Source organism: Pseudomonas sp. Hz4, assembly GCF_054898165.1.
On record NZ_CM142719.1, the window covers coordinates 1,105,919 to 1,131,738 of the forward strand.

Consider the following 25,820-nt stretch of genomic DNA (forward strand, 5'->3'; position numbering starts at 1 on the left):
TTGACCGACGAGGTACAGCATGCGTCGCCCTATGGTAGCTGGTAACTGGAAGATGCACGGTACCCGCGCCAGCGTCGCTGAGCTGATCAATGGCCTTCGTCATCTGGCCTTGCCGAGCGGTGTTGATGTAGCGGTATTCCCGCCTTGCTTGCATATCAATCAAGTGATTGATGGCTTGAAAGGCAAGTCGATTTTGGTCGGCGCGCAGAATTCTGCGGTGGAATCCATGCAGGGTGCACTGACCGGTGAAGTCGCGCCGAGTCAATTGGTGGATGCAGGTTGTTCCCTGGTGCTTGTCGGGCACTCCGAACGCCGTCAGATTATGGGCGAGCAGGACGGTATGCTAATTCGCAAGTTCGCAGCGGCGCAGGCATGCGGCTTGATTCCGGTGTTGTGCGTAGGGGAAACCCTTGAGCAGCGTGAAGCCGGTAAAACTCTTGAGGTTGTCGGGCGTCAGCTGGGCAGTATCATAGAGGAGCTGGGTGTTGGTGCTTTTGCAAAGGCAGTAATTGCTTACGAGCCGGTCTGGGCCATTGGCACCGGGCTGACTGCTTCGCCGCAACAGGCGCAGGATGTGCACGCAGCCATCCGCGCTCAGTTGGCGGCAGAGAATTCTGAGGTCGCACAAGGTGTGCGGCTTCTATACGGCGGCAGCGTGAAGGCGGCCAATGCGGTCGAACTGTTCGGCATGCCGGATATCGATGGGGGGCTCATTGGTGGAGCTTCCCTGAATGCAGATGAGTTCGGTGCGATTTGTCGCGCCGCGGGAAACTGAAAAAATGCTGGAAACAGTCGTAGTCGTTTTTCATCTGCTGGGCGCATTGGGCGTAGTTGCTCTGGTATTGCTGCAGCAGGGTAAGGGTGCGGATGCTGGCGCGTCTTTCGGAGCAGGTGCTTCAAATACTGTGTTCGGAAGCCAAGGTTCCTCTACCTTTCTTAGTAAATTTACTGCTATACTTGCCGCCGGTTTCTTCATAACCAGCTTAGGGTTAGGTTACTTTGCTAAAGAGAAAGCTCAACAGCTGACTCAAGTAGGTTTGCCAAATCCGGCAGTGTTGGAAGTTCCAAAGCAACAACCGGCTTCTGATGATGTACCGGTGCTTCAAGAGCAAAAGTCGGCTACTCCAGCGACTGACGTGCCTCCAGCTCAAGAGCAAAAGTAAGAAGGGTTTCAGACGTAGTATTGCCGAGGTGGTGGAATTGGTAGACACGCAACCTTGAGGTGGTTGTGCCCATAGGGTGTAGGGGTTCGAGTCCCCTTCTCGGTACCAATTGTCAGGAGAGCCCGCGGTTGCGGGCTTTCTTGTAGGTGGAAGGTTACATTGACCCTGTCAGGGATCGGTCGTATACTTCCGCCCCAGCTTTGTCGCGGGGTGGAGCAGTCTGGTAGCTCGTCGGGCTCATAACCCGAAGGTCGTCGGTTCAAATCCGGCCCCCGCAACCAGTTTAAGGAGCCCCTTTTAAGGGGCTTTTTATTAGCTGGACACTTTCAACGCCGCTGTTCGACGGCGTTTCAAGGATGGGCGTTTCGCCCATTTTTTTATTTTGCACAGCATGCACATACATGCACGAGGGGGTTCAGGTGTCGAGCAAGCTAGAAGAGTTGCAGGCCTTGCTGGCCCCGGTGGTCGTGGCCCTAGGCTATGAATGCTGGGGTATTGAGTTTTCGGCTCAAGGTCGCCACTCAATGTTGCGCGTTTATATTGATAAAGAGGGCGGCGTGCTGGTGGACGATTGTGCCATCGTCAGCCGTCAGATCAGCGGTGTCCTGGATGTTGAAGATCCGATCGCCGTTGAGTACACCCTTGAAGTTTCCTCGCCTGGCATGGAACGCCCACTGTTCACAATTGAGCAGTTTGCAAAATTTGCCGGTGAACAAGTGAAGATCAAGTTGCGCTCGCCTTTTGAAGGACGACGCAACTTTCAGGGCCTTCTGCGCGGTGTAGAAGAGCAGGACGTCGTGGTGCAGGTAGAAGACCATGAGTTCCTGTTGCCGATCGATATGATCGACAAGGCCAACATTATTCCCAGTTTTGACTGAGACGCGGATCCCGCGGATCCAATGGCTTGCGAAAGGCGAGGCGTACGATGAGCAAAGAAGTACTGCTGGTTGTTGAGTCGGTATCCAATGAAAAGGGCGTACCGGCAAACGTAATTTTTGAAGCGCTGGAGCTGGCTCTGGCCACTGCTACCAAAAAGCGGTTCGAGGACGAAGTCGATCTGCGTGTGGAAATCAATCGCCACACGGGTGTTTATGAGACATTCCGTCGCTGGACGGTCGTCGAAGAAGCAAACCTGGACGATCCGGCCATCGAAACCTGGCCGAGCAAGGTTGCCGAAACGCATCCGGGTGCTCAGGTCGGTGATGTAGTCGAAGAAAAGATCGAATCCATTGAGTTCGGCCGGATCGCTGCACAGACTGCCAAGCAAGTCATCGTGCAGAAAGTTCGCGAAGCCGAGCGTGCTCAAGTCGTTGATGCCTATCGCGAGCGCCTGGGGGAAATCATCTCCGGCACCGTGAAGAAAGTCACCCGCGACAACGTGATCGTCGACCTGGGCAACAACGCTGAAGCGTTGCTGGCTCGTGAAGACATCATCTCTCGGGAAACCTTCCGGGTTGGCGTGCGCCTGCGTGCGCTGCTCAAGGAAATCCGCACCGAGAACCGCGGCCCGCAGCTGATCCTGTCGCGTACCGCGCCGGAAATGCTGATCGAGTTGTTCCGCATCGAAGTGCCGGAAATCGCTGAAGGCCTGATCGAAGTAATGGCGGCATCCCGTGACCCGGGTTCGCGCGCCAAGATCGCGGTCCGCTCCAAGGACAAACGCATCGACCCGCAAGGCGCTTGCATCGGTATGCGCGGTTCGCGCGTCCAGGCAGTGTCGGGTGAGTTGGGCGGTGAGCGTGTTGATATCGTCCTTTGGGACGACAACCCGGCTCAGTTTGTGATCAATGCAATGTCGCCGGCTGAAGTGGCGGCAATTATCGTTGACGAAGATGCCCATGCAATGGACATCGCCGTTGGCGCAGACAATCTGGCTCAGGCCATTGGTCGCGGTGGTCAGAACGTGCGTCTGGCTAGCCAGTTGACTGGCTGGACCCTGAACGTGATGACCGAATCGGACATCCAGGCTAAGCAGCAAGCAGAAACCGGCGACATCCTGCGCAACTTCATCGACGAGCTGGAAGTCGACGAAGACCTGGCACAGGTGCTGGTAGATGAAGGCTTCACCAGCCTGGAAGAGATTGCCTACGTACCGTTGGAAGAAATGCTCAACATCGACGGCTTTGACGAAGAAACCGTCAACGAGCTTCGCGCTCGCGCCAAGGATCGTTTGTTGACCAAAGCCATCGCTACTGAGGAAAAGCTGGCAGACGCCCATCCGGCCGAAGACCTGCTCTCGCTTGAGGGTATGGACAAGGATTTGGCGATGGAACTGGCGGTGCGCGGCGTAATTACCCGCGAAGACCTGGCCGAGCAGTCTATTGACGATCTGCTCGACATCGACGGCATTGACGATGATCGTGCCGGCAAGTTGATCATGGCCGCCCGAGCCCACTGGTTCGAGTAATTAGGCGCGGCCTGAGGAGAGAAGTGCATGACGCAAGTCACGGTGAAACAACTGGCCGATGAGGTCAAAACACCGGTAGAGCGCCTGTTGCAGCAGATGCGTGAGGCAGGTCTGCCGCACACCGCCGCCGATGAAGGTGTGAGCGATAGTGAGAAGCAGTCTTTGCTGACTCACTTGAAGAGCAGCCACAAGGCGAAAGTGGAAGAACCGCGCAAGATTACACTGCAGCGCAAAACCACCAGCACCCTGCGTGTTGCTGGCAGCAAAAGCATCAGCGTTGAAGTGCGCAAGAAGAAAGTCTTCGTACAGCGCAGCCCGGAAGAAATCGAAGCTGAGCGCAAACGCGATCTGGAAGAACGTCGCGCAGTAGAAAATGCTGCTCGTCAGAAGGCTGAAGAAGAAACCAAGCGTCGCGCCGAAGAAGAAGCGCGTCGCCAGCCTGCTTCTGCGCAAACTGCTACTAACGACGCCGTTGCAGCACCTGCTGCAGTTGCCGAGCCGGTACGCCAAAGCGCACCGGTTGTGGCCGCTGCACCAGCACCGTCTGCCGACGCTCGCAAGCAAAACGAACAGCGCCGTCCGGACAAACCACGTGCCGACGATAACAATCGTCGTGGCAGTGGTGATGGTGAGCGCAAAAACGCTCCGCATCGTGCTTCGGTCAAGGAAAAGGCGCCTGCTCCACGCGTTGCTCCACGTACTACCGACGAAGAAAGCGATGGCTTCCGTCGTGGTGGTCGCGGCAAGGCCAAGCTGAAGAAACGCAACGCTCACGGTTTCCAGAGCCCAACCGGCCCTGTCGTGCGCGAAGTGAAGATCGGCGAGACCATCACTGTTGGCGATCTTGCCCAGCAGATGTCGGTCAAGGCTGCTGAAATCATCAAGTTCATGTTCAAACTGGGTACTCCAGCGACCATCAACCAGGTATTGGATCAGGAAACTGCCCAGCTTGTGGCCGAGGAATTGGGCCACAAAGTGACCCTGGTCAGCGACACCGCCCTGGAAGATTCCCTGGCCGAGTCCCTGAAGTTTGAAGGTGAATCGTTCTCCCGTGCACCGGTTGTGACCGTAATGGGCCACGTTGACCACGGTAAGACCTCTCTGCTCGACTACATCCGTCGTGCCAAGGTAGCTGCAGGCGAAGCCGGCGGTATCACCCAGCACATCGGTGCGTACCACGTTGAAACTGATCGCGGCATGGTCACTTTCCTCGATACCCCGGGTCACGCCGCGTTTACCGCAATGCGTGCTCGTGGTGCCAAGGCGACTGATATCGTGATCCTGGTCGTTGCAGCGGACGACGGCGTAATGCCGCAGACCATTGAAGCGGTCCAGCACGCCAAGGCTGCCGGTGTTCCGCTGGTTGTTGCAGTGAACAAAATCGACAAGCCGGGCGCTGATCTCGATCGCATCCGTAGCGAACTGTCGGTTCACGGCGTGACGTCGGAAGAGTGGGGCGGCGACACCCCGTTCGTATCGGTTTCGGCGAAAGTCGGTACTGGCGTGGACGAGTTGCTCGAAGCTGTTCTGCTGCAGGCTGAAGTTCTGGAACTGAAAGCGACTCCTTCGGCTCCTGGCCGTGGCGTCGTGGTTGAATCGCGTCTCGACAAAGGTCGTGGCCCGGTTGCTACCGTTCTGGTTCAAGACGGTACTCTGCGCCAAGGCGACATGGTGCTGGTCGGTTCGAACTATGGCCGCGTTCGCGCCATGCTCGACGAGAACGGCAAGCCAATCAAGGAAGCCGGTCCTTCCATCCCTGTCGAGATCCTCGGCCTGGACGGTACCCCGGACGCTGGCGACGAGATGAGCGTAATTGGTGACGAGAAGAAAGCCCGTGAAGTGGCTCTGTTCCGTCAAGGCAAGTACCGCGAAGTCAAACTGGCCCGTGCTCACGCCGGCAAGCTAGAAAACATCTTCGAGAACATGGGTCAGGAAGAGAAGAAGACGCTTAACATCGTCCTCAAGTCCGACGTCCGTGGTTCGCTTGAAGCGTTGAACGGTGCCTTGAACGGCCTGGGTAACGACGAAGTGCAAGTGCGTGTTGTCGGTGGCGGTGTCGGTGGTATCACCGAGTCCGACGCTAACCTGGCACTGGCCTCCAGCGCTGTTCTGTTTGGCTTCAACGTGCGTGCCGATGCTGGCGCTCGCAAGATCGTCGAGCAGGAAGGTCTGGATATGCGTTACTACAACGTGATCTACGACATCATCGAAGACGTCAAGAAAGCCCTCACCGGTATGTTGGGCAGCGATGTTCGCGAGAACATCCTGGGTACCGCTGAAGTGCGTGACGTGTTCCGTTCGCCGAAGTTTGGCGCGATCGCCGGTTGCATGGTTATCGAAGGTGTTGTTCACCGTAACCGTCCAATCCGTGTACTGCGTGAAGACATCGTTATCTTCGAAGGCGAGCTGGAATCCCTGCGCCGCTTCAAGGATGACGCTTCCGAAGTACGTGCCGGCATGGAATGCGGTATTGGCGTCAAGAGCTACAACGACGTCAAAGCTGGCGACAAGATCGAAGTCTACGAGAAGGTTCAGGTTGCTCGCAGCCTCTAACTCGCGCACTTCAAGGGCCACGGCGAGCCGCCGCATGCAAGTGCGCGGCACGGCGTCAGGACTCTAAACGCAACGCCCGGTCTGGCTTTTGTCAGGCCGGGCGTTTGCCGCTTTCAGACCCCACGGGTTTCACCGTGTGGCAGTAACAGGTAACAAGACATGGCAAAAGAATACAGCCGTACCCAACGTATCGGCGATCAGATGCAGCGTGAGCTGGCACAGTTGATCCGTCGTGAAGTCAAAGACCCACGCGTAGGCCTGGTCACCATTACCGCTGTTGAAGTCAGTCGTGACGTCGGTCACGCCAAGATCTTCATCACCGTGATGGGCCAGGACAACGCCGAAGACATCGCGCAAAGCATCAAGGTGCTCAACTCCGCCGCCGGTTTCCTGCGTATGCAGTTGGCTCGCGAAATGAAGTTGCGCAGCGTTCCACAGTTGCACTTCCACTACGACGAAAGCGTCGTGCGTGGCGCGCACCTGTCGGCCCTGATCGAGCGTGCGGTGGCTGAAGACAATCAGCACCCGGTTGCGGCAGAAGCCGAAGACACCAAGGAGTAATCGGTGGCTCAGGTCAAACGGATCCGCCGTAACGTCAGCGGCATCATCCTGCTCGACAAGCCGCTGGGGTTTACCTCCAACGCGGCATTGCAGAAGGTTCGCTGGTTGCTGAACGCCGAGAAGGCCGGGCATACCGGCAGTCTTGATCCGCTGGCCACCGGCGTGCTGCCGTTGTGCTTCGGTGAGGCCACCAAGTTCTCGCAATACCTGCTCGATTCCGACAAGGCTTATGAAACCCTGGCGCAACTGGGCAAGACCACCACCACGGCCGATGCCGAAGGTGACGTTTTGCAGGAGCGACCAGTGACCGTTGGTCGCGCCGATGTCGAAGCTGTGCTACCGGGTTTTCGTGGGCAAATCAGTCAGATACCGCCGATGTACTCGGCGCTCAAGCGTGATGGCCAGCCGCTGTACAAGCTGGCCCGTGCAGGCGAAGTAGTGGAGCGCGAACCGCGTTCTGTTACTATTGCGCGCTTGGAATTGCTGGCCTTTGAGGGTGATACTGCGCGGCTTGCGGTGGATTGCAGCAAAGGCACCTATATCCGCACCCTGGTGGAGGATATCGGTGAGCAACTCGGTTGTGGCGCTTACGTTGCGCAATTGCGACGTACCCAGGCCGGGCCTTTCACGCTGGCTCAGACGGTCACGCTTGAAGAGTTGGAAGCCGTACATGCCGAAGGCGGCAACGAAGCGGTCGACCGCTTCCTGATGCCATCGGACAGCGGCCTGCTGGATTGGCCGCTGTTGCAGTTCTCGGAGCACAGCTCGTTCTACTGGCTTAACGGCCAACCGGTACGGGCCCCGGATGCACCGAAGTTCGGCATGGTACGGGTACAGGATCACAACGGTCGCTTCATCGGTATCGGTGAAGTGAGCGAAGACGGGCGCATCGCGCCACGTCGACTGATTCGGTCAGAATGACCGAACGAGGGTGGCTGTTAACAGGCACGGTCACTTCCTCATTTTATAGATACAGGGATTTGTCCCTGGCCTGTTGAAGCTGTTTCTTTGAAACAGTTTCCTGATAAAAGGATTGCCTCATGGCTCTCGACGTTCAAGAAAAAGCTCAAATCGTAGCTGACTACCAGCAAGCTGTTGGTGACACTGGTTCGCCAGAAGTGCAAGTTGCACTGCTGACCCACAACATCAACAAACTGCAAGGTCACTTCAAGATCAACGGTAAAGATCACCACTCCCGTCGTGGTCTGATCCGCATGGTAAACCAGCGTCGTAAGCTGCTGGACTACCTGAAAGGCAAAGACGTGAGCCGTTACAGCGCTCTGATCGGTCGCCTGGGTCTGCGTCGCTAATAAGCGATTGCGCTAGAGGTTGGTTGTCTGTCGTGCGTCAGTGGGTTTCCCGCTGGCGCATGGCAGGCTCCCAGCCTCAAGTTTTATCTGGATACACGTTTTACCCTGGACAGGCGTTGGGTCGACTCCCGACATTGCCCAAGAATTTCGCAAGAAGACAAGTTCCCCAAGAGCCACAAAAGAAGGTAGGACACCGTGAACCCGGTAATCAAAAAATTCCAGTTCGGTCAGTCGACCGTTACCCTCGAGACTGGCCGTATCGCCCGTCAGGCCTCCGGCGCAGTATTGGTCACCGTTGACGACGACGTCAGCGTATTGGTGACCGTAGTCGGTGCCAAACAAGCCGATCCAGGCAAGGGCTTCTTCCCTCTGTCCGTTCACTACCAGGAAAAGACTTACGCTGCCGGTAAGATCCCTGGCGGTTTCTTCAAGCGTGAAGGCCGTCCTTCCGAGAAAGAAACCCTGACTTCCCGACTGATCGACCGCCCGATCCGTCCGCTGTTCCCAGAAGGCTTCATGAACGAAGTGCAGGTTGTCTGCACCGTCGTTTCCACCAGCAAGAAGACCGATCCGGACATCGCTGCGATGATCGGTACCTCGGCTGCGCTGGCCATCTCCGGCATTCCTTTTGATGGCCCGATCGGCGCTGCCCGCGTTGCGTTCCACGAAAGCACCGGTTACCTGCTGAACCCGACTTACGAACAACTGAAAGCTTCGAGCCTGGACATGGTCGTTGCCGGTACTTCGGATGCCGTTCTGATGGTTGAATCGGAAGCCAAAGAGCTGACCGAAGACCAGATGCTGGGCGCGGTACTGTTTGCTCAAGACGAATTCCAGGTTGTGATCAACGCTGTTAAAGAACTGGCTGCCGAAGCTGCCAAGCCGACCTGGGCCTGGGCTCCACAACCAGAAGCTACCGCTCTGCTGGGCGCTATCCGTGCCGAGTTCGGCGACGCGATCTCCCAGGCTTACACCATCACCATCAAGGCCGACCGTTACGCTCGCCTGGGTGAGCTGAAGGACCAGGTTGTTGCCAAACTGTCCGGTGAAGAAGGCCAGCCATCTTCCAGTGAAGTCAAAGCAGCTTTCGGCGAAATCGAATACCGCACCGTTCGCGAAAACATCGTAAACGGCAAGCCACGTATCGACGGCCGCGACACCAAGACCGTACGTCCTTTGAACATCGAAGTCGGTGTTCTGCCTAAGACCCACGGTTCGGCACTGTTCACCCGTGGCGAAACCCAGGCTCTGGTAGTTGCGACGCTGGGTACTGCCCGTGACGCACAACTGCTGGACACCCTGGAAGGCGAGAAAAAAGACCCGTTCATGCTGCACTACAACTTCCCTCCGTTCTCGGTAGGTGAGTGTGGTCGCATGGGTGGCGCTGGTCGTCGCGAAATCGGTCACGGCCGTCTGGCCCGTCGTTCGATTCAGGCCATGCTGCCTGCTGCCGACGTGTTCCCGTACACCATCCGTGTTGTGTCGGAAATCACCGAGTCCAACGGTTCGAGCTCCATGGCTTCGGTCTGCGGCGCTTCCCTGGCGCTGATGGATGCCGGCGTTCCGATGAAGGCACCGGTTGCCGGTATCGCCATGGGTCTGGTTAAAGAAGGCGAGAAATTCGCCATCCTGACCGACATCCTGGGTGACGAAGACCACCTCGGCGACATGGACTTCAAAGTAGCCGGTACCGCCAAAGGTGTGACCGCGCTGCAGATGGACATCAAGATCAAAGGCATCACCGAAGAAATCATGGAAATCGCTCTGGGCCAAGCCCTGGAAGCGCGCCAGAACATCCTCGGTCAGATGAACCAGATCATTGGCCAGTCGCGTACCGAACTGTCGGAGAACGCTCCGACCATGATCGCGATGAAAATCGACACCGACAAAATCCGTGATGTCATCGGTAAAGGCGGCGCGACCATTCGTGCGATCTGTGAAGAGACCAAGGCTTCGATCGACATCGAAGACGACGGCTCGATCAAGATCTTCGGCGAAACCAAGGAAGCGGCTGAAGCGGCACGTCAGCGCGTTCTGGGCATCACCGCAGAAGCTGAAATCGGCAAGATCTACGTCGGTAAGGTTGAGCGCATCGTCGACTTCGGCGCATTCGTCAACATCCTGCCGGGCAAGGACGGTCTGGTTCACATCTCGATGCTGAGCGACGCTCGCGTTGAGAAAGTGACCGACATCCTGAAAGAAGGCCAGGAAGTGGAAGTGCTGGTACTGGACGTGGACAACCGCGGCCGTATCAAGCTGTCCATCAAAGACGTAGCAGCAGCCAAGGCTTCGGGCGTTTAATCACCCCCCACGCCTGACCGCTTCAACGTTATAAAAAATACCCTGCAGTGAAAGCTGCGGGGTATTTTTTTGCCTGCAAAAAAATGAGACGAGTCACGAAGTTGCCTGACCCCAAAGTCAGTGCTAGGTTTAGCCCACTGCCCGTGTAGCTCAGTTGGTAGAGCAGCGCACTCGTAACGCGAGGGTCGCAGGTTCGACTCCTGTCTCGGGCACCAGCGACACGTTGTTTTCAGATGATCCCGAATGGTTCTGAAGGCCAGATAAGCCGGGCTTCAAACGGTTTTTTTGCGTCAGAGAGATCCTTGATGATCCAGATCCATCTTCCATTCCCCAGATCAAAGAGAACGCCATGACCGTTAAAGAGTTGACCCAAGAAGCCAGACACGAAGAAGCGCTGAAAAAGTACTTGCTGGATTCGCCCCAGTTAGCCGAAGAGATCAAGGACTTGCCCGCCGACGATCAGAAAGACCAGATCCAGTGGGCGTTCGAGGATGAGGCAGAAGCCCAGGGCTTGCAGCCGTGGGAGCTGACGCTCAAGTACACCTCAACCCCTGAAGAGTTCGAGGCGGCGCGCGTTGTTCTGCACAAGGAGGCTGCCGAGGTGTTGGGCGTCGAGTGGGAAGAGTACTGCGAGATGAATAATCTGGTGTTCTGATAAAAACGCCAGCCTCACGAGGCTGGCGTTTTTCATTCACACAAGTCTTATCAAAGGCTCAGGCGCATCGACAGATCGACAGCCTTCACATCCTTGGTCATTGCACCAATGGAGATGTAATCCACCCCGGTTTCGGCGATCGGTAGCAGCGTACTTTCGTTGATACCGCCGCTGGCCTCCAGTTTCGCCTTGCCTGCGTTCAGACGCACGGCTTCGCGCATGTCATCCAGGCTCAACTCGTCGAGCATGATGATGTCGGCACCGGCTGCCAGGGCTTCCTTCAGCTCCTCCAGGCTTTCCACTTCGATCTCCACCGGTTTGCCCGGGGCAATCTTGCGCGCGGCGTTGATGGCCTCCGGGATGCCACCGCAGGCAGCAATATGGTTTTCCTTGATCAGGAACGCGTCGTACAGACCGATGCGGTGATTGTGGCAACCGCCGCAGGTCACGGCGTACTTCTGCGCCAGACGCAGCCCCGGCAAGGTTTTACGGGTGTCGAGCAACTTCACCTGGGTCTCGGCAACGTAATCCGCCAAGGACTGCGCGCGTGTGGCCACGCCAGAAAGCAATTGCAGGAAGTTCAGTGCACTGCGTTCGCCCGTCAGCAGCGAGCGCGCCGGGCCTTCGAGGTGGAACAGCGCCTGATTGGGTTTCACCCGCTCGCCATCACGCACCTGCCAGTGCACCGCAACACGTGGGTCCAGCTGCCGAAACACTGCTTCAACCCAGGCTGTGCCGCAGATGACGGCAGCGTCGCGGGTAATGATGGTGGCTTTGGCCAGGCGTTCGGCCGGGATCAGCTGTGCGGTGATGTCGCCGCTGCCGATGTCTTCGAGCAACGCACGGCGCACGTTGGCTTCGATTTCGGCGGTCAAATCGGCGAGACGTAGATTCGGCATAACGGACTCCACAAACAAAGTGGCCCGATTATAGGGCCATGGCGCCGGGCAACCCAAGGCATCAGACGCGTTCCCATCGCTGTGAAACCTGCATTTGATCGATTCGCTTGAGCAATCGGCACTCAGTCAATGCCTTCCATAAGCGTCTATTTCAATGGGAAGCGCAGAGTCTGCTGGTACAGGGGACATCTTTTGCAAGATAATCCGCCTTGCTTTTGACGTCATGGCTTTGACGTGAATTTGAATTGACGACCATTCGAAGACTCACCGTTTCAGGAGGCCTGAATGCACAACGACGGGAATGTAGTGCCTTTGCACAAGGTTGCTACCGACCAGGCGACTCACTCGCCGCTCGCCCGCCTGCCTGTGATTCTGCTTCAGGTTCGCGACAAGGCCGCTCAACAGCTCAGGCATGGATTGCAGGAACTGTTCGATAACGCCGACGACACGCTGTTCGAAATGGCCGACCGGGCCCGCAATGACGTCGATCAGAGTCTCTTCTTCGAAGCCATGCGCGACTTGCGCCTCAAGCGCAAAAACATCGAACGCGGCTTTCTCGAGCAATTCGTCGAGGCTTTTGTTCGCCTCACACAGTACGACACCACTCAGTCTGCCTTGTCCCAGGCGCTGGCCTTCGACGCCGCGACGGCGCTGTCCAATGATGAGATGGAGCGCAGCGTGGCAGTGGAGGCGATGGTCAGCAAAGTGCTGAACCGCGACGGCTTCGCCCTGGATCAACTGAGTGCCCGGCTCAGCGCACTGCTGGGCAGGGAGCTGCTCGATCAGCACAATCCGATGGGGCCGGCGATGCTCTGCGAGTACTTTTTGCAGGCTGGGCGCAACCTGGGGGTGGAGATCAAGGTCAAGCTGATCATCCTCAAACTGTTCGAACGCTACGTGCTCAGAGATGCCAATCAGCTCTACGCCGAAGCCAATCAGTTGCTGATGGCCACCGGTGTTCTGCCCGACCTCAAACCTGCTCCTGCGCGTCGGGCCACGGATCGTGCGGCTGCCAGCGTGGGTGTTGAACCCGCGCCGGCCAACACCCGCGTCGGTGGCCCGCCGATCGACGACAGCGTGCAGGAAGTCTTCGCCGCGTTGCAGCAATTGCTGTTTCACGTGCGTGGCAGTGTCGCGCCGACGCTTGAGGCCAGTGCCCAGGCACAGCCGATTTCCACCCGCGACCTGCTGCGCCTGCTCTCGCACTTGCAGCAATACGTGCCGGCGCCGGCAGCCCAGGACGACTTCGATCTGCGAAACCAGCTCGAACAACTGCTGACCCGGGTCAGCGTCAAAAGTGGCAAGTCACGCGTGGTCGGGGTGGCTGACGAAGACGTGATCAACCTGATCGCGATGCTCTTCGAATGCATCCTCGATGACCGCAACCTGCCGGATTCGCTCAAGGCGCTGATCGGCCGTTTGCAGATCCCGATGCTGAAAGTGGCGGTGCTCGACAAAAGCTTCTTCAGCCGCAGCAGTCACCCGGCTCGGCGCCTGCTCAACGAAATTGCCACCGCAGCCATGGGCTGGGGCGAGTGCGATGACCATGAGCGCGACAGCCTGTATCTGCGCATCGAGCAAGTGGTGCAACGGTTGCTGAACGATTTTGTCGATGACCCGGCGGTCTTTTCCGAATTGCTGGCGGATTTTCTCGCCTTCACCAGCGACGAGCGCCGTCGCAGTGAGCTGCTGGAGCAACGAACCCGTGACGCCGAAGAAGGCCGCGCCAGGACTGAACTGGCCCGCCAGTGCGTCGAACAGGTGTTGAATCAGGCCCTGTTGGGCAAAGTATTGCCGCAACGGGTGGTGGTGTTTGTCCAGGAAGCCTGGAGCAAAGTGTTGCTGCTGACGTGCCTCAAGCACGGCGATCAGTCAGCCGCGTGGCACGCCGATGTGCAGACCATGGAGCAATTGATCTGGAGCGTGCAGCAACATGCCCAGCCCGACGCGAGCCTGCGCTTGTTGGCGCTGGTGCCTGGGTTGCTCAAGTCGTTGCGTGATGGGCTGAGCAGTTCGGCATTCGATCCGTTCGCCACCCGCGAGTTTTTCAGTGAGCTGGAAGCCTTGCACGTTCATCTGTTCGAGCGTCCAGGGCACACGCTTGAACAGTCTGTCGATACGCCGGTAATGGTCGAAGTGCTGCAGGAAGTTGTCCTGCGTACCGCCGACGAAGGGCCGGTCGATACGGCGTCAGTGCGTGTGCCGGAGAACGATGCCGATCTGCTTCAGGTCGATCAGCTGCGGTTGGGGTGCTGGGTCGAGTTTCAGGAAGACGAGGAAAACACCCTTCGCTGCAAGCTGGCGGCGATCATTGAAGCCACCGGCAAGTACATTTTCGTCAACCGCACCGGAATGAAAGTGCTGGAGCGCAGTCGCACCGGTCTGGCGCTGGAGTTCCATCGTGGCGCGGTGCGAGCGCTGGACGACACGTTGCTGTTCGACCGGGCGCTGGAGTCGGTGATCGGTAACCTGCGGCGCCTCAATCGCGGCAAGTGATCGCGCCCCGAGGGTCTATCACGGCATACTGGGCGCCATCACAGTCGTCGTTGAAGGAACCTGTATGCAGTTGGACCCCGCGAGCGGTTGGTGTCAGGGTGTGCGTTTATGCCCCTCGCCCAACTTCAATGCGCGCCCCACGGGCGAAATTTCCCTGCTGGTGATCCACAACATCAGTTTGCCGCCAGCGCAATTCGCCACCGGCAAGGTGCAGGAATTTTTCCAGAATTGTCTGGATGTCACGGAGCATCCCTACTTTGAAGGGATCGCCGACCTGCGTGTGTCTGCGCACTTTCTGATCGAACGTGACGGCACAGTCACTCAGTTTGTCTCTTGTCTTGAGCGTGCCTGGCATGCTGGCGTTTCGAGTTTCGAAGGGCGGGAAACCTGTAACGATTTTTCCCTGGGCATCGAACTTGAGGGCACGGATGATCTGCCGTTCACCGACGCTCAGTATCAAACATTGACGACCCTGACCCGGCAGTTGCAATGCGCCTTCACGGCCATCACCGCACAGCGCATCTGCGGGCATAGCGACATCGCACCTGGGCGTAAAACTGATCCGGGGCCCGCGTTCGACTGGGCACGCTATCGCGCTGCCCTGGCAAAAGAGGAACAATAATGAGTTTTCTGGTGTTGCTGTTGGCGGTCTGGATCGAGAAGTTCTCGGCCCTGCGTCATCGGGTTCAGCGTGATGGCGGTTGGGTCCGCGAGCTGAACAAGCTTGAGGTCAGTCCGCGTCTGGCGAAAAGTCCGTGGCTGATCTTGGTGATACTGGTTTTGTTGCCAGTGGCACTGCTGGGTTTGTTGCTGCTGGTGCTGGACCCGGTGGCTTACGGTCTGCTGGCGTTGCCGGTGCACCTGCTGGTGGTGATTTACAGTTTGGGCCGCGGCGATCTGCTGGCCGGTCTTGGGCCGTTTCGCGATGCCTGGCGCCGGGAAGACCTGCAAGCTGCCGCTCATGTAGCGGACCGCGACCTGGGTATCTGCGCCGATAGCGGCGAACAACTGCTGGAACGGGTCGAAGGGCATCTGCTGTGGGAGGCCTATCAAAGCTTTTTCGCGGTGATTTTCTGGTACTTCCTGCTGGGTCCGGTCGCGGCCCTGAGCTATCGACTGCTGGCCCTGGCCGAAGAACACGGGCAGAACCCGGCCGTGGTCGAGCGCGCCGCACAACTGCGTCATGCGTTCGACTGGGTGCCGGTGCGTCTGCTGGCGGCAAGTTTTGCGCTGGTCGGTAACTTTGTCGCCGTCGGCCGGGTGATGGTGCACGAGCTGCTGAACTGGAACATCAGCGCCGCCCAATTGATCGAGAAGGTCGGGCTGGTGGCCGGTGAAATTCCAGCGCCGGTGGTCGGGCCTGACGGCATCAACAGCCTCGACCGGATCTGGGAACTGTTGCTGCGCGCGGCGGTGCTCTGGTACGCCGGTTTTGCGTTGTGGACCGTCCTTCCGTAATTGCGCAGTGAACTCCATTTGTGGCGAGGGGGCTTGCCCCCGTTGGGGGCAAAGCCCCCCCCGTTAACCTTAAGTTACAAAACCTCCCGCCGATTTAAGCTATACAGAGCTAGCGCCGAATAGTGGCTATCTGCTTTCGATCCGCGCCTGCCAATAAAAATAAGAAATCAAAGGGAGATCTCCAGTGAAGAGCTTGCTCTATCCCGCTGTCGCGCTGATGAACCGCCTGAGCTTTGGCATGAAGTTCAGCCTTATCAGCGTGCTGTTCCTTGTGCCGATGCTGGTGACCAACTTCTATCTGGTGCGCGATTCTTATCGAGAATTCCAGGGCACCCGCGTCGAACTGCAAAGCCTCGACCTGCTGGGTAGCAGCCTGACGTTACGGCGCGATCTGGAAACCTTGAACAACCTGGTACAGATCAACGTCACCCTCGGTCAGTCCGGCAAGGCCGGCAATGTCGAGTCGCAGATCAGTACCCTGGAGCAAAGTGTGCTGACCCGTTTGCAAGGGCTGACGGCGATGACCACTGACCCCGAGCAGATCATCGTTTTCGAGGGTAAACGCGATGAAATGATCGCCGCGTTCAAGGCCCAACAAGCAGAAAGCTCCCTGCAAAGTAAAAGTGGGATGATCGGCAAGTTGCTCGGCAATGCGCAGATTTTCAGTCAGATCATTGCCAGTCAGGCCGGCCTCAGCCGCGACACTCAGAGCGACATGCGCCAGCTGAGCGAACTCATTACCAATGTCACCCCGCCCGTTACCCAGCTTCTGGGTGAAGGCCGGGCGATGGGCTCTTTTTCGCTGGGGCAGGGCTTTCTCAACTCGGCATCGAGTACCCGTTTTGATGAGTTGCTGGTGCAGATCGAAAAACTGCAGGCCGAATATGCGCTGAAGTTGCAGGACGCGCTCGGTTCCAGCAAAGCGGCACGGGAAACACTGGCTGCTCAGGCCGATAGCAGCAAGGCTTCGTTGAAAAAGGCCAGTGAACTGTTCGAAGAGCAGGTAGTGATGGCCGATACGCTCAATACGCCTTGGCAGGGCTTTTACGATCAGGTCACGGGCCTGATGGACCAGACCTACAAACTTAATGAAGCCACCCTGAGTTTTCTCGGCACCCAGTTACAACAGCGACTGGAGCAGAACCGCACCCATATGGTCTTGCAGGCTGTGGCGTTGTCGGTGGTGTTTGTGCTGATTTTTTACCTTTACGGCGGCTTCTACGCCTCGACCCGCACCACCCTCAAGCGTCTTGGTGCTGTGATGGACAAGGTGGCGGCGGGTGATATGACGCAGACCTTCAGCGCTAACAGCCGCGATGAACTGGGCGAACTGGGCGAGGTGTTCAACGGCACCGTGAAGAAAATCCATGACCTGATCGAACGAGTGGGGCAGACCGTCGGCGAGGTCGAGCGCCAAGCCGGGCAGGTGCAGAACGTCTCCGCCCAGAGCAACCAGGCCGTGGCGGGGCAGCGCACGCAAATCGAGCAGGTCGCGACGGCCATGAACCAGATGTCGGCCACCTCCCTTGAGGTGGCGCGCAGTGCCGCAGCGGCGGTCAGTAGCGCCCACAGCGTCAATGACGAGACCATCAGCGGTCGCGGGCTGGTGGAGTCCCAGCAGGGCAGCATCGCTGCGCTTGCCAGTGAGATTGATCAGTCGGTGCTGGTGATCAATCAACTGGCCAGCGATAGCCAGTCCATCAGCCGCGTGCTGGAAGTCATCAAAAGCATCGCCGAGCAAACCAACCTGCTGGCGCTCAACGCCGCCATCGAAGCCGCTCGGGCCGGTGAGCAGGGTCGTGGTTTTGCGGTGGTGGCGGATGAGGTCCGGACCCTGGCCAAACGTACCCAGCAATCGACCGAAGAAATCGAGCAAATGATCGCCAAGCTGCACAGCGGTGTCGGCGCTGCGGTGAAGGCCATGGGTACCAGTCATCAGATGGCCAACGGTACCGTGGGGCAGTCGGAGAAGGTTCAGCAAGCGCTGGAGAACATCCTCGGCGCCGTCGGCATGATCGTCGATCAGAACCAGCAAATTGCCGCGGCGGTGGAGCAACAGACTGCGGTGGCTCACGACATTGACCAGAATATTGTCGAGATCAACCGCGCGGGTGAACGTACCGCCGAAGGGGCGCACCAGACCGAGGATGCGAGTCGTGCGTTGTCGGCTCAGGTGGTGGAGCTCAAACAGTTGATCAGCGCGTTTCGGGTCTGAGTATGATCGCTCCCACGCTCTGCGTGGGAATGCAGCCGGGGACGCTCCGCGTCCCAAAAGTCGTGACGCAGAGCGTTACAGGCGGCGTTACCGCGCAGCGTGGGAACGATCGGTGACTAACGCCAGTTGAACAGCTCACAGGCATTGGCAGTGCTGGCGGCGGCCAATTGCTCAGGGCTGATCGCCATGATCCCGGCCAATGCGGAGCAGATCGCCGGCAAGTGAGCCGGGCTGTTGCGTTGACCGGGAAACATGGCGGGCGCCATGTCCGGGGAGTCGGTTTCCAGCACTACCGATTCAAGCGGCAGTTCACCAAGTACGCGATGCATGCGCAGCGCCTGCGGCCAAGTCGCAGCACCGCCCAAACCAAGTTTGAAACCAAGCTTGATGTACTCACGAGCCTCTTCCTTGCTGCCGGCGAAGGCGTGGATGATCCCCGCGCGTTTCAACTTGAATCGTTTAAGCGTGGCAATCACCGCCGCATGGCTGCGTCGCACATGAATCAGAGCTGGCAGATTGAAGTCCACCGCCAGTTGCAGCTGCGCATCGAACAACGCCTGCTGGCGCTCGCGATCGAGGGTTTCGATGAAGTAATCCAGACCGATCTCGCCCACGGCGCACAACTGCCGATGGCCAGCCAGGCGGGTCAGCCAGTCGCCGAGTGCCGTCAGGTCTTCGGGACGATGATCATCCAGATACACCGGGTGCAAACCGAACGCCGCATGCAGGTCGGGATCGCTTTGCACCAGATCCCAGACCCGCTGCCAATTGCCCTGATAAACCCCCAGCACCACCATCCGCCGCACGCAGAGGGCGCGGCTCTCGGCCAGCAGCGCCGAGCGATCGGCGTCGAAGACCGGGAAATCCAGATGAGTGTGGCTGTCGATCAGCTCCACGGTTCAGTCCTGGCGAATACGCTGCTTGAAGGTCCGCGCGATGGCCTGCACGCCGGGTTGGTAATCCGATTGTTCAATGGCGGCCAGGGCCAGTTCCAGGGCTTTATCGGCGATGAGCTGATGCTGCTGGGCCATGGCATTGACCGGCAGCGGCAGGAAATCCAGCAACTGTGTGTCGCCGAACGTGCCGAGGCGCAGCGGACGGGTTTTGAGCGGGAAATCGTGCAACGCATCGAATACGCCCTGAAGCAGCACGTAGGAAGTGGTCACCAGCGCATCCGGAAAATGGCCCAGACGCTGTAGCAATTCGTTCATCAACTGCTTGCCGCACTCACGGCTGAACGACTCGCCGTGCTCGATCAGCACCTCGCCACTGAACCCGTCCAACGCCTCTTTGAAACCTGCCGCCCGCTCCTGGCTGATGCTCAGTTCGGGGCGTGCGCCGATCAGTGCGATCTGCTTGGGCAGCGGGTCCAGTAGACTGCGGGTCAGTTGCAGGCTGGCCTCGCGGTCATCGCTGATCACCGAGCAAAAATGCTCAGGCTCCATGACCCGGTCGATCGCGATGATTGGAGTGCCCTTGGCCTGCAATTGGCGATAGCTGTCATCGCCGGCCGGCAAACAACTGGCGACGATCAACGCATCGCAGCGTCGAGCCCGGAACAGTTGCAGCAACTTCCGTTCGCTGTCCGGCGCATCGTCGGAACTGGCGATTAGCAACTGATAGCCACGAGCCCGGGCGCCTTGTTCCAGCAGTTTGGCGATTCGTGCGTAACTGGGGTTTTCCAGGTCCGGCAGAATGAAACCCAAGGTGCGAGTGTGCCGACTGCGCAGCCCGGCAGCCTGGGGATTGGGCGTAAAGCCATGTTGTTCGACGACCGCGCGCACGCGCTCGACGGTGGCACTGCTGATACGTTGCTGCTCTGCCTTGCCATTGATGACATAGCTGGCGGTGGTAACGGACACACCGGCCAACTGGGCAATATCACTGAGTTTCAACCCGGGATTTCCTTATTTTTTCGAGTTTGCACCGACATTTTCGCCAATCCTACCCGATTCAGGCAGACGACCATTGCCTTCGCGCGTCCGACAATTGGACTTCAAGGATGAGACATTATCGAGTAACGTGCCAATCAATCTGGATTAAACGTTTCAGCAAGCATATTTCCTGCGTTATAGGCGCCTTTGCCGGTTCTGACGCGAAACCGCCAAAACTGCCCCTGAAAAGGTTTGCCTAAGCGCCTAAGCTGAATCATTCAAAACAATACCTGGCGTCCGAAGACGCTAAAAAGGAAAAAGCATGCTCGAGCTCACCATAGAGCAGATTTCCATGGGCCAGTCGGCTGTGGATAAGTGCGCAGCGTTGCACCTGCTGGCCCAGCATCTGGTCGCCGATGGCCTGGTGGACGAGGGTTATCTCGCCGGGTTGCAGGCGCGCGAAGTACAGGGCTCGACCTTTCTCGGTCAAGGTATTGCCATCCCCCACGGTACGCCGCAAACCCGCGATCAAGTGTTTTCCACCGGCGTGCGGCTGATGCAGTTCCCTGAGGGGGTGGATTGGGGGGATGGTCAGATCGTCTACCTGGCGATTGGTATTGCGGCCAAATCCGACGAACACCTGCGCCTGTTGCAACTGCTGACCCGTGCCCTCGGTGAAACCGACCTGGGCCAGGCGCTGCGCCGCGCCAGTTCCGCCGAAGCCCTGTTGAAACTGTTGCAAGGCGCGCCGCAAGAACTGGCGCTGGATGCGCAGATGATCGGCCTCGGTGTATCCGCCGATGATTTCGAGGAACTGGTTTGGCGCGGTGCACGTTTGCTGCGTCAGGCCAACTGCGTGAGCAACGGTTTCTCTGCGGTGTTGCAACAAGTCGAAGCGCTGCCGCTGGGCGACGGCCTGTGGTGGTTGCACAGCGAACAAACGGTCAAGCGTCCGGGCCTGGCCTTCGTCACGCCGGACAAACCCATACGCTACCTCGGCCAGCCGCTCAGTGGCCTGTTCTGCCTGGCCAGCCTCGGTGAAGCCCATCAGGCATTGCTCGAACGCCTTTGTGCGTTGCTGATCGAAGGTCGCGGCCATGAATTGGGCCGCGCCACCAGCAGCCGTAAAGTCCTCGAAGTCCTTGGCGGTGGACTGCCGGCCGATTGGCCCAGCGCTCGCATTGCGCTGGCCAACGCCCACGGGTTGCACGCGCGTCCGGCGAAGATCCTCGCGCAACTGGCGAAAAGTTTTGAAGGCGAAGTTCGCGTGCGCATTGTCGACGGCCAGGACAGCGCAGTGTCAGTGAAGAGTTTGAGCAAACTGCTCAGCCTCGGCGCCCGTCGCGGTCAGGTGCTGGAATTCATCGCTGAACCGAGCATCGCCGCCGATGCATTGCCAGCCTTGTTGGCCGCCATCGAAGAAGGCCTCGGTGAAGAAATCGAACCGCTGCCAGCCGTGAGTCAACAGCGCGAAGTGATTGCCGATGTGGCCGAGGTGATCCTCGCGCCAGCGTCCGGCAGTCTGGTTCAGGCCATTGCCGCCGCACCGGGCATCGCCATCGGCCCGGCGCACATTCAAGTGCTGCAAACCATCGATTACCCGCTGCGCGGTGAGTCTGCCGCCATCGAGCGCGAGCGCCTCAAACAGGCGTTGGCGGACGTGCGTCGCGACATCGAAGGCCTGATCGCACGCAGCACGTCCAAGGCCATTCGCGAGATTTTCATCACTCACCAGGAAATGCTCGACGACCCGGAATTGACCGATGAAGTCGACACCCGTCTCAAGCAAGGCGAAAGCGCCGAAGCGGCGTGGATGGCGGTGATTGAAGCAGCGGCCAAACAACAGGAATCGCTGCAGGACGCCTTGCTCGCCGAGCGTGCCGCCGACTTGCGTGATATCGGTCGTCGGGTACTGGCGCAGTTGAGTGGCGTCCAAACCCCGAGCGAGCCTGAGCAACCGTACATTCTGGTGATGGATGAAGTCGGTCCGTCCGATGTCGCCCGCCTTGATCCGACCCGCGTCGCCGGCATTCTCACTGCCCGTGGCGGCGCCACCGCTCACAGCGCAATTGTCGCGCGAGCCTTGGGGATTCCGGCGCTGGTCGGCGCCGGCCCGGCCGTGTTGCTGCTGGCGCCGGGCACGCCATTGCTGATTGATGGTCAGCGCGGCCGCCTGCACGTGGACGCCGACGCGGCGACCTTGCAGCGCGCGACCGAAGAGCGCGACACCCGCGAGCAACGTCTCAAAGCGGCCGCCGAACAACGCCATCAACCGGCGCTGACCACCGACGGTCATGCGGTCGAAGTGTTCGCCAATATTGGTGAAAGCGCGGGTGTCATCAGCGCGGTGGAGCAGGGCGCCGAAGGGATTGGCCTGCTGCGCACCGAACTGATCTTCATGGCTCACTCGCAAGCGCCGGACGAGGCGACCCAGGAAGTCGAATACCGCCGCGTCCTTGATGGCCTGGCCGGTCGTCCCTTGGTCGTTCGCACCCTCGACGTCGGCGGCGACAAACCGCTGCCGTACTGGCCGATTGCGAAAGAAGAAAACCCGTTCCTCGGCGTGCGCGGCATTCGCCTGACCCTGCAACGTCCGCAGATCATGGAAGCGCAATTGCGTGCCTTGCTGCGTGCTGCCGACAACCGCCCGTTGCGGATCATGTTCCCGATGGTCGGCAGCGTCGATGAATGGCGCCAGGCGCGGGACATGACCGAACGTCTGCGTCTGGAAATCCCGGTTGCCGACCTGCAACTGGGGATCATGATTGAAGTACCGTCGGCTGCATTGCTCGCTCCGGTACTGGCCAAAGAGGTCGACTTCTTCAGCGTCGGCACCAATGACCTGACCCAATACACCCTGGCCATCGACCGTGGTCATCCAACCTTGTCGGCCCAGGCTGACGGCTTGCACCCGGCGGTGTTGCAACTGATCGACATCACCGTGCGCGCGGCGCATGCCAACGGTAAGTGGGTCGGCGTGTGCGGCGAACTGGCGGCCGATCCGCTGGCGGTGCCGGTGCTGGTCGGTCTGGGCGTGGATGAGCTCAGTGTGTCGGGTCGCAGCATTGCCGAGGTCAAGGCGCGGATTCGCGAACTCAACCTGGTCCAGACCCAAATCCTTGCCCAGCAGGCCCTGGCCGTGGGCAGCGCCAATGAAGTGCGCGCATTAGTGGAGGCCCTGTAATGGCCAAGATCCTAACCCTGACCCTCAACCCGGCGCTGGACCTCACCGTCCAGTTGCCGGTTCTTGCACCCGGTCAGGTCAACCGTAGCGACGAGATGCACACCCACGCCGCCGGTAAAGGCGTGAACGTGGCTCAGGTGCTCGCGGACCTCGGGCATCAGCTCACGGTCAGCGGTTTCCTCGGGGAGGACAACCTTCAAGCGTTCGAAACCCTGTTCGCCAAGCGCGGGTTTGTCGACGCGTTCATCCGTGTTCCGGGTGAGACGCGCAGCAACATCAAACTGGCGGAAAGCGATGGGCGCATCACCGACATCAACGGTCCCGGACCCTTGGTGAGTGAAGTCGCGCAGCAGGCATTGCTCGATCGCCTCGACCAGATTGCGCCGGGGCATGACGCGGTCGTCGTTGCCGGCAGCCTGCCTCAAGGCATCAGCCCTCAATGGTTGCAGGCGTTGATTGTGCGTTTGAAAAATCTCGGTTTGAACGTGGCGCTGGACACCAGCGGTGAAGCCTTGCGGGCAGCGCTCAACGCCGGTCCGTGGTTGATAAAACCGAACACCGAAGAACTGGCCGATGTGCTGGGCTGCGATGTGAATTCAGTGGCCGCCCAGGCGCAAGCGGCTAGCCGCCTGCACGCTCAAGGCATCGAGCATGTGGTGATCTCCCACGGTGCCGACGGGGTGAACTGGTTCAGTGTAGGCTCGGCGCTGCATGCCACGCCGCCCAAGGTCAGTGTCGTCAGCACGGTGGGCGCAGGCGATTCGTTACTGGCCGGCATGCTCCACGGGTTGCTCAGTGCCGACACGCCTGAACAGACCCTGCGCACCGCCACGGCGATTGCCGCGATGGCGGTCACCCAGATCGGTTTCGGTATTGGCGACGCCACGCAGTTGGCGCGGCTCGAACAGGGCGTGCGCATGCGCACCCTGACAGAACAATAAGAGGGTTTGTAATGAAGTTAGCGATTGTTACGGCCTGCCCGAATGGCATGGTCACCAGCGTTTTGTGCGCCCGTTTGCTCGATGCAGCGGCCCAGCGTCAGGGCTGGAGCACCAGTGTCGAAGTCAACGATGCCGCGCACCCTGAACGCCAATTGTCTGCGGCCACGATCGAGGCGGCCGAGTGGGTGTTGCTGGTGACCAGCGCGCCTGTGGATATGTCGCGATTCGTCGGCAAGCGGGTCTTCCAAAGCACGCCGGCGCAAGCCCTGCAAGATGTTGAAGCGGTGCTACGGCGCGGTGCTGAAGAAGCTCAGGTATACGTCGCCCCCGAGGTCGTCGCCGAGCCTGCTGCGGTGGTAAAAAATGCGCCGCGACTGGTTGCAGTCACCGCATGCCCGACAGGCGTCGCTCATACCTTCATGGCCGCCGAGGCTTTGCAGCAAGCGGCAAAACGCCTGGGCTACGACCTGCAAGTGGAAACCCAGGGCTCGGTCGGTGCGCGCAATCCGCTCAACGCCGCAGCGATTGCCGATGCTGATGTGGTGCTGCTGGCGGCAGACATCGAAGTCGCCACCGAGCGTTTCGCCGGCAAGAAGATTTACCGTTGTGGCACCGGCATCGCCCTCAAACAAGCCGAGGCGACGCTGAACAAGGCGTTGGCCGAAGGCACGCAGGAAACCGCTTCGACCGGCGCCAAAGGCCCGGCCAGGCAAGAGAAAACCGGTGTCTACAAACACCTGCTGACCGGCGTGTCGTTCATGCTGCCGATGGTGGTGGCGGGCGGTCTGATGATCGCCTTGTCGTTCGTGTTCGGCATCACGGCTTTCAAGGAGGAAGGCACGCTCGCAGCAGCCCTGATGCAGATCGGCGGCGAGACCGCGTTCAAGCTGATGGTGCCGCTGTTGGCGGGTTACATCGCCTACTCGATCGCCGACCGTCCGGGCCTGGCGCCGGGGATGATTGGCGGTCTGCTGGCAAGCACCCTGGGCGCCGGTTTTATCGGCGGGATCATTGCCGGTTTCATCGCCGGTTACGCGGCGCAGGCGATCAATCGTTATGCGCGCTTGCCGCAAAGTCTTGAGGCACTGAAACCGATTCTGATCATCCCGTTGCTGGCGAGCCTGTTCACCGGTCTGGTGATGATCTACGTGGTGGGCAAACCGGTGGCCGGGATGCTCGAAGGGCTTACGCACTTCCTCGACAGCATGGGCACCACCAACGCGATTCTGCTCGGTGTGTTGCTGGGCGCGATGATGTGCGTCGACCTTGGCGGGCCGATCAACAAAGCCGCGTATGCGTTCTCGGTGGGGCTGCTGGCGTCGCAAAGTTATGCACCGATGGCGGCGACCATGGCGGCCGGCATGGTGCCGCCGATTGGCCTGGGTATCGCCACGTTCATCGCGAGACGCAAGTTCGCCCAGGCTGAACGCGAGGCCGGGAAAGCCGCGTTGGTACTGGGGCTGTGCTTTATCTCCGAAGGCGCGATTCCGTTTGCCGCCAAAGACCCGTTGCGAGTGATCCCGGCGAGCATCGCCGGGGGTGCGCTGACGGGTGCGTTGTCGATGTATTTCGGCTGCAAACTGATGGCGCCGCACGGCGGGTTGTTCGTACTGGCGATCCCGAATGCGATCAACCATGCGCTGTTGTATCTGCTGGCGATTGTGTCGGGGAGCCTGCTGACGGCGGTGGCGTATGCGCTGCTCAAGCGACCGGAAGTTGTTGAGATGGCGCTAGAACCCGCCAACGCCTGACACCAAACCCTTGTGGGAGCGAGCTTGCTCGCGATGACGGACTGACATTCGA

20 protein-coding genes and 3 tRNA genes are annotated in these 25,820 nt (G+C 59.3%); 20 read left to right on the plus strand and 3 right to left on the minus strand.

The window, feature by feature from the left end:
- Positions 1 to 19: 19 nt before the first annotated feature.
- The 13 genes from tpiA (at position 20) to ACYZTR_RS04945 (ending at position 10,950) form a co-directional block, all read left to right on the plus strand.
- On the plus strand, positions 20 to 775 hold the full coding sequence (gene tpiA, locus ACYZTR_RS04885; RefSeq protein WP_461976898.1) for a triose-phosphate isomerase: 756 nt from the start codon (positions 20 to 22) through the stop codon (positions 773 to 775).
- A 4-nt stretch (positions 776 to 779) separates the two neighbouring features.
- On the plus strand, positions 780 to 1,163 hold the full coding sequence (gene secG, locus ACYZTR_RS04890; protein ID WP_010463489.1) for a preprotein translocase subunit SecG: 384 nt from the start codon (positions 780 to 782) through the stop codon (positions 1,161 to 1,163).
- A 22-nt stretch (positions 1,164 to 1,185) separates the two neighbouring features.
- Positions 1,186 to 1,271: transfer RNA gene (locus ACYZTR_RS04895), tRNA-Leu, on the plus strand.
- Between the two features lie 96 nt (positions 1,272 to 1,367).
- Positions 1,368 to 1,444: transfer RNA gene (locus ACYZTR_RS04900), tRNA-Met, on the plus strand.
- A 138-nt stretch (positions 1,445 to 1,582) separates the two neighbouring features.
- Positions 1,583 to 2,041: a ribosome maturation factor RimP gene (rimP, locus tag ACYZTR_RS04905; protein WP_010463487.1), complete on the plus strand. Its 459-nt coding sequence runs from the start codon at positions 1,583 to 1,585 to the stop codon at positions 2,039 to 2,041.
- A gap of 47 nt (positions 2,042 to 2,088) precedes the next feature.
- The gene (gene nusA / locus ACYZTR_RS04910) at positions 2,089 to 3,570 is read left to right on the plus strand and encodes a transcription termination factor NusA (RefSeq protein WP_461976899.1); all 1,482 of its coding nucleotides are present in this window, start codon (positions 2,089 to 2,091) and stop codon (positions 3,568 to 3,570) included.
- A gap of 27 nt (positions 3,571 to 3,597) precedes the next feature.
- Positions 3,598 to 6,123 (plus strand): translation initiation factor IF-2, encoded by a 2,526-nt coding sequence (gene infB, locus ACYZTR_RS04915; protein WP_461976901.1) that lies wholly within the window; start codon positions 3,598 to 3,600, stop codon positions 6,121 to 6,123.
- Between the two features lie 159 nt (positions 6,124 to 6,282).
- Positions 6,283 to 6,684 carry a 30S ribosome-binding factor RbfA gene (gene rbfA, locus ACYZTR_RS04920; RefSeq protein ID WP_008149016.1) on the plus strand — a complete coding sequence of 134 codons (402 nt, stop codon included), beginning with the start codon at positions 6,283 to 6,285 and terminating at the stop codon, positions 6,682 to 6,684.
- A gap of 3 nt (positions 6,685 to 6,687) precedes the next feature.
- Positions 6,688 to 7,605 carry a tRNA pseudouridine(55) synthase TruB gene (gene truB / locus ACYZTR_RS04925; protein ID WP_461976903.1) on the plus strand — a complete coding sequence of 306 codons (918 nt, stop codon included), beginning with the start codon at positions 6,688 to 6,690 and terminating at the stop codon, positions 7,603 to 7,605.
- A 119-nt stretch (positions 7,606 to 7,724) separates the two neighbouring features.
- On the plus strand, positions 7,725 to 7,994 hold the full coding sequence (gene rpsO / locus ACYZTR_RS04930; protein ID WP_282374990.1) for a 30S ribosomal protein S15: 270 nt from the start codon (positions 7,725 to 7,727) through the stop codon (positions 7,992 to 7,994).
- Positions 7,995 to 8,189: 195 nt separating this feature from the next.
- Positions 8,190 to 10,295, plus strand: a complete 2,106-nt coding sequence (gene pnp, locus ACYZTR_RS04935) for a polyribonucleotide nucleotidyltransferase (protein ID WP_461976905.1) — start codon at positions 8,190 to 8,192, stop codon at positions 10,293 to 10,295.
- 139 nt (positions 10,296 to 10,434) lie between these two features.
- Positions 10,435 to 10,510, plus strand: a tRNA-Thr gene (locus tag ACYZTR_RS04940).
- 134 nt (positions 10,511 to 10,644) lie between these two features.
- Positions 10,645 to 10,950 (plus strand): DUF6388 family protein, encoded by a 306-nt coding sequence (locus ACYZTR_RS04945; RefSeq protein ID WP_461976907.1) that lies wholly within the window; start codon positions 10,645 to 10,647, stop codon positions 10,948 to 10,950.
- Between the two features lie 50 nt (positions 10,951 to 11,000).
- On the opposite strand, the gene nadC is transcribed toward ACYZTR_RS04945, so the two are convergent.
- Positions 11,001 to 11,849 (minus strand): carboxylating nicotinate-nucleotide diphosphorylase, encoded by an 849-nt coding sequence (gene nadC / locus ACYZTR_RS04950; RefSeq protein ID WP_461976909.1) that lies wholly within the window; start codon positions 11,847 to 11,849, stop codon positions 11,001 to 11,003.
- 285 nt (positions 11,850 to 12,134) lie between these two features.
- On the opposite strand from nadC, the gene ACYZTR_RS04955 reads away from it, so the two are divergent.
- The 4 genes from ACYZTR_RS04955 to ACYZTR_RS04970 all read left to right on the plus strand — a co-directional run bounded on the left by ACYZTR_RS04955 (position 12,135) and on the right by ACYZTR_RS04970 (position 18,018).
- Positions 12,135 to 14,345 (plus strand): DUF1631 domain-containing protein, encoded by a 2,211-nt coding sequence (locus ACYZTR_RS04955; protein WP_461976911.1) that lies wholly within the window; start codon positions 12,135 to 12,137, stop codon positions 14,343 to 14,345.
- Positions 14,346 to 14,409: 64 nt separating this feature from the next.
- On the plus strand, positions 14,410 to 14,967 hold the full coding sequence (gene ampD, locus ACYZTR_RS04960; protein WP_461976913.1) for a 1,6-anhydro-N-acetylmuramyl-L-alanine amidase AmpD: 558 nt from the start codon (positions 14,410 to 14,412) through the stop codon (positions 14,965 to 14,967).
- Positions 14,967 to 15,803 (plus strand): regulatory signaling modulator protein AmpE, encoded by an 837-nt coding sequence (gene ampE, locus ACYZTR_RS04965; RefSeq protein WP_461976915.1) that lies wholly within the window; start codon positions 14,967 to 14,969, stop codon positions 15,801 to 15,803. Before ampD ends, ampE begins: the two co-directional genes overlap by 1 nt.
- A gap of 184 nt (positions 15,804 to 15,987) precedes the next feature.
- A complete protein-coding gene (locus tag ACYZTR_RS04970; protein ID WP_461976917.1) occupies positions 15,988 to 18,018 on the plus strand; it encodes a methyl-accepting chemotaxis protein in 2,031 nt (676 codons plus the stop codon).
- 116 nt (positions 18,019 to 18,134) lie between these two features.
- Here the strand turns inward: ACYZTR_RS04970 and ACYZTR_RS04975 are convergent, their stop codons facing one another.
- Positions 18,135 to 18,914, minus strand: coding sequence for a TatD family hydrolase (locus ACYZTR_RS04975; RefSeq protein WP_461976919.1), 780 nt, complete (start codon positions 18,912 to 18,914; stop codon positions 18,135 to 18,137).
- A 3-nt stretch (positions 18,915 to 18,917) separates the two neighbouring features.
- Positions 18,918 to 19,913 (minus strand): catabolite repressor/activator, encoded by a 996-nt coding sequence (gene cra, locus ACYZTR_RS04980; RefSeq protein WP_461976921.1) that lies wholly within the window; start codon positions 19,911 to 19,913, stop codon positions 18,918 to 18,920.
- A gap of 301 nt (positions 19,914 to 20,214) precedes the next feature.
- On the opposite strand from cra, the gene ptsP reads away from it, so the two are divergent.
- The 3 genes from ptsP to ACYZTR_RS04995 are packed head-to-tail and all read left to right on the plus strand — an operon-like array spanning position 20,215 to position 25,768.
- Positions 20,215 to 23,076: a phosphoenolpyruvate--protein phosphotransferase gene (gene ptsP / locus ACYZTR_RS04985; protein ID WP_461976923.1), complete on the plus strand. Its 2,862-nt coding sequence runs from the start codon at positions 20,215 to 20,217 to the stop codon at positions 23,074 to 23,076.
- Positions 23,076 to 24,017 (plus strand): 1-phosphofructokinase, encoded by a 942-nt coding sequence (gene pfkB, locus ACYZTR_RS04990; RefSeq protein ID WP_461976925.1) that lies wholly within the window; start codon positions 23,076 to 23,078, stop codon positions 24,015 to 24,017. The genes ptsP and pfkB overlap by 1 nt, the downstream gene beginning before the upstream one ends.
- 11 nt (positions 24,018 to 24,028) lie before the next feature.
- On the plus strand, positions 24,029 to 25,768 hold the full coding sequence (locus ACYZTR_RS04995; protein ID WP_461976927.1) for a PTS fructose-like transporter subunit IIB: 1,740 nt from the start codon (positions 24,029 to 24,031) through the stop codon (positions 25,766 to 25,768).
- Positions 25,769 to 25,820 lie beyond the last annotated feature (52 nt).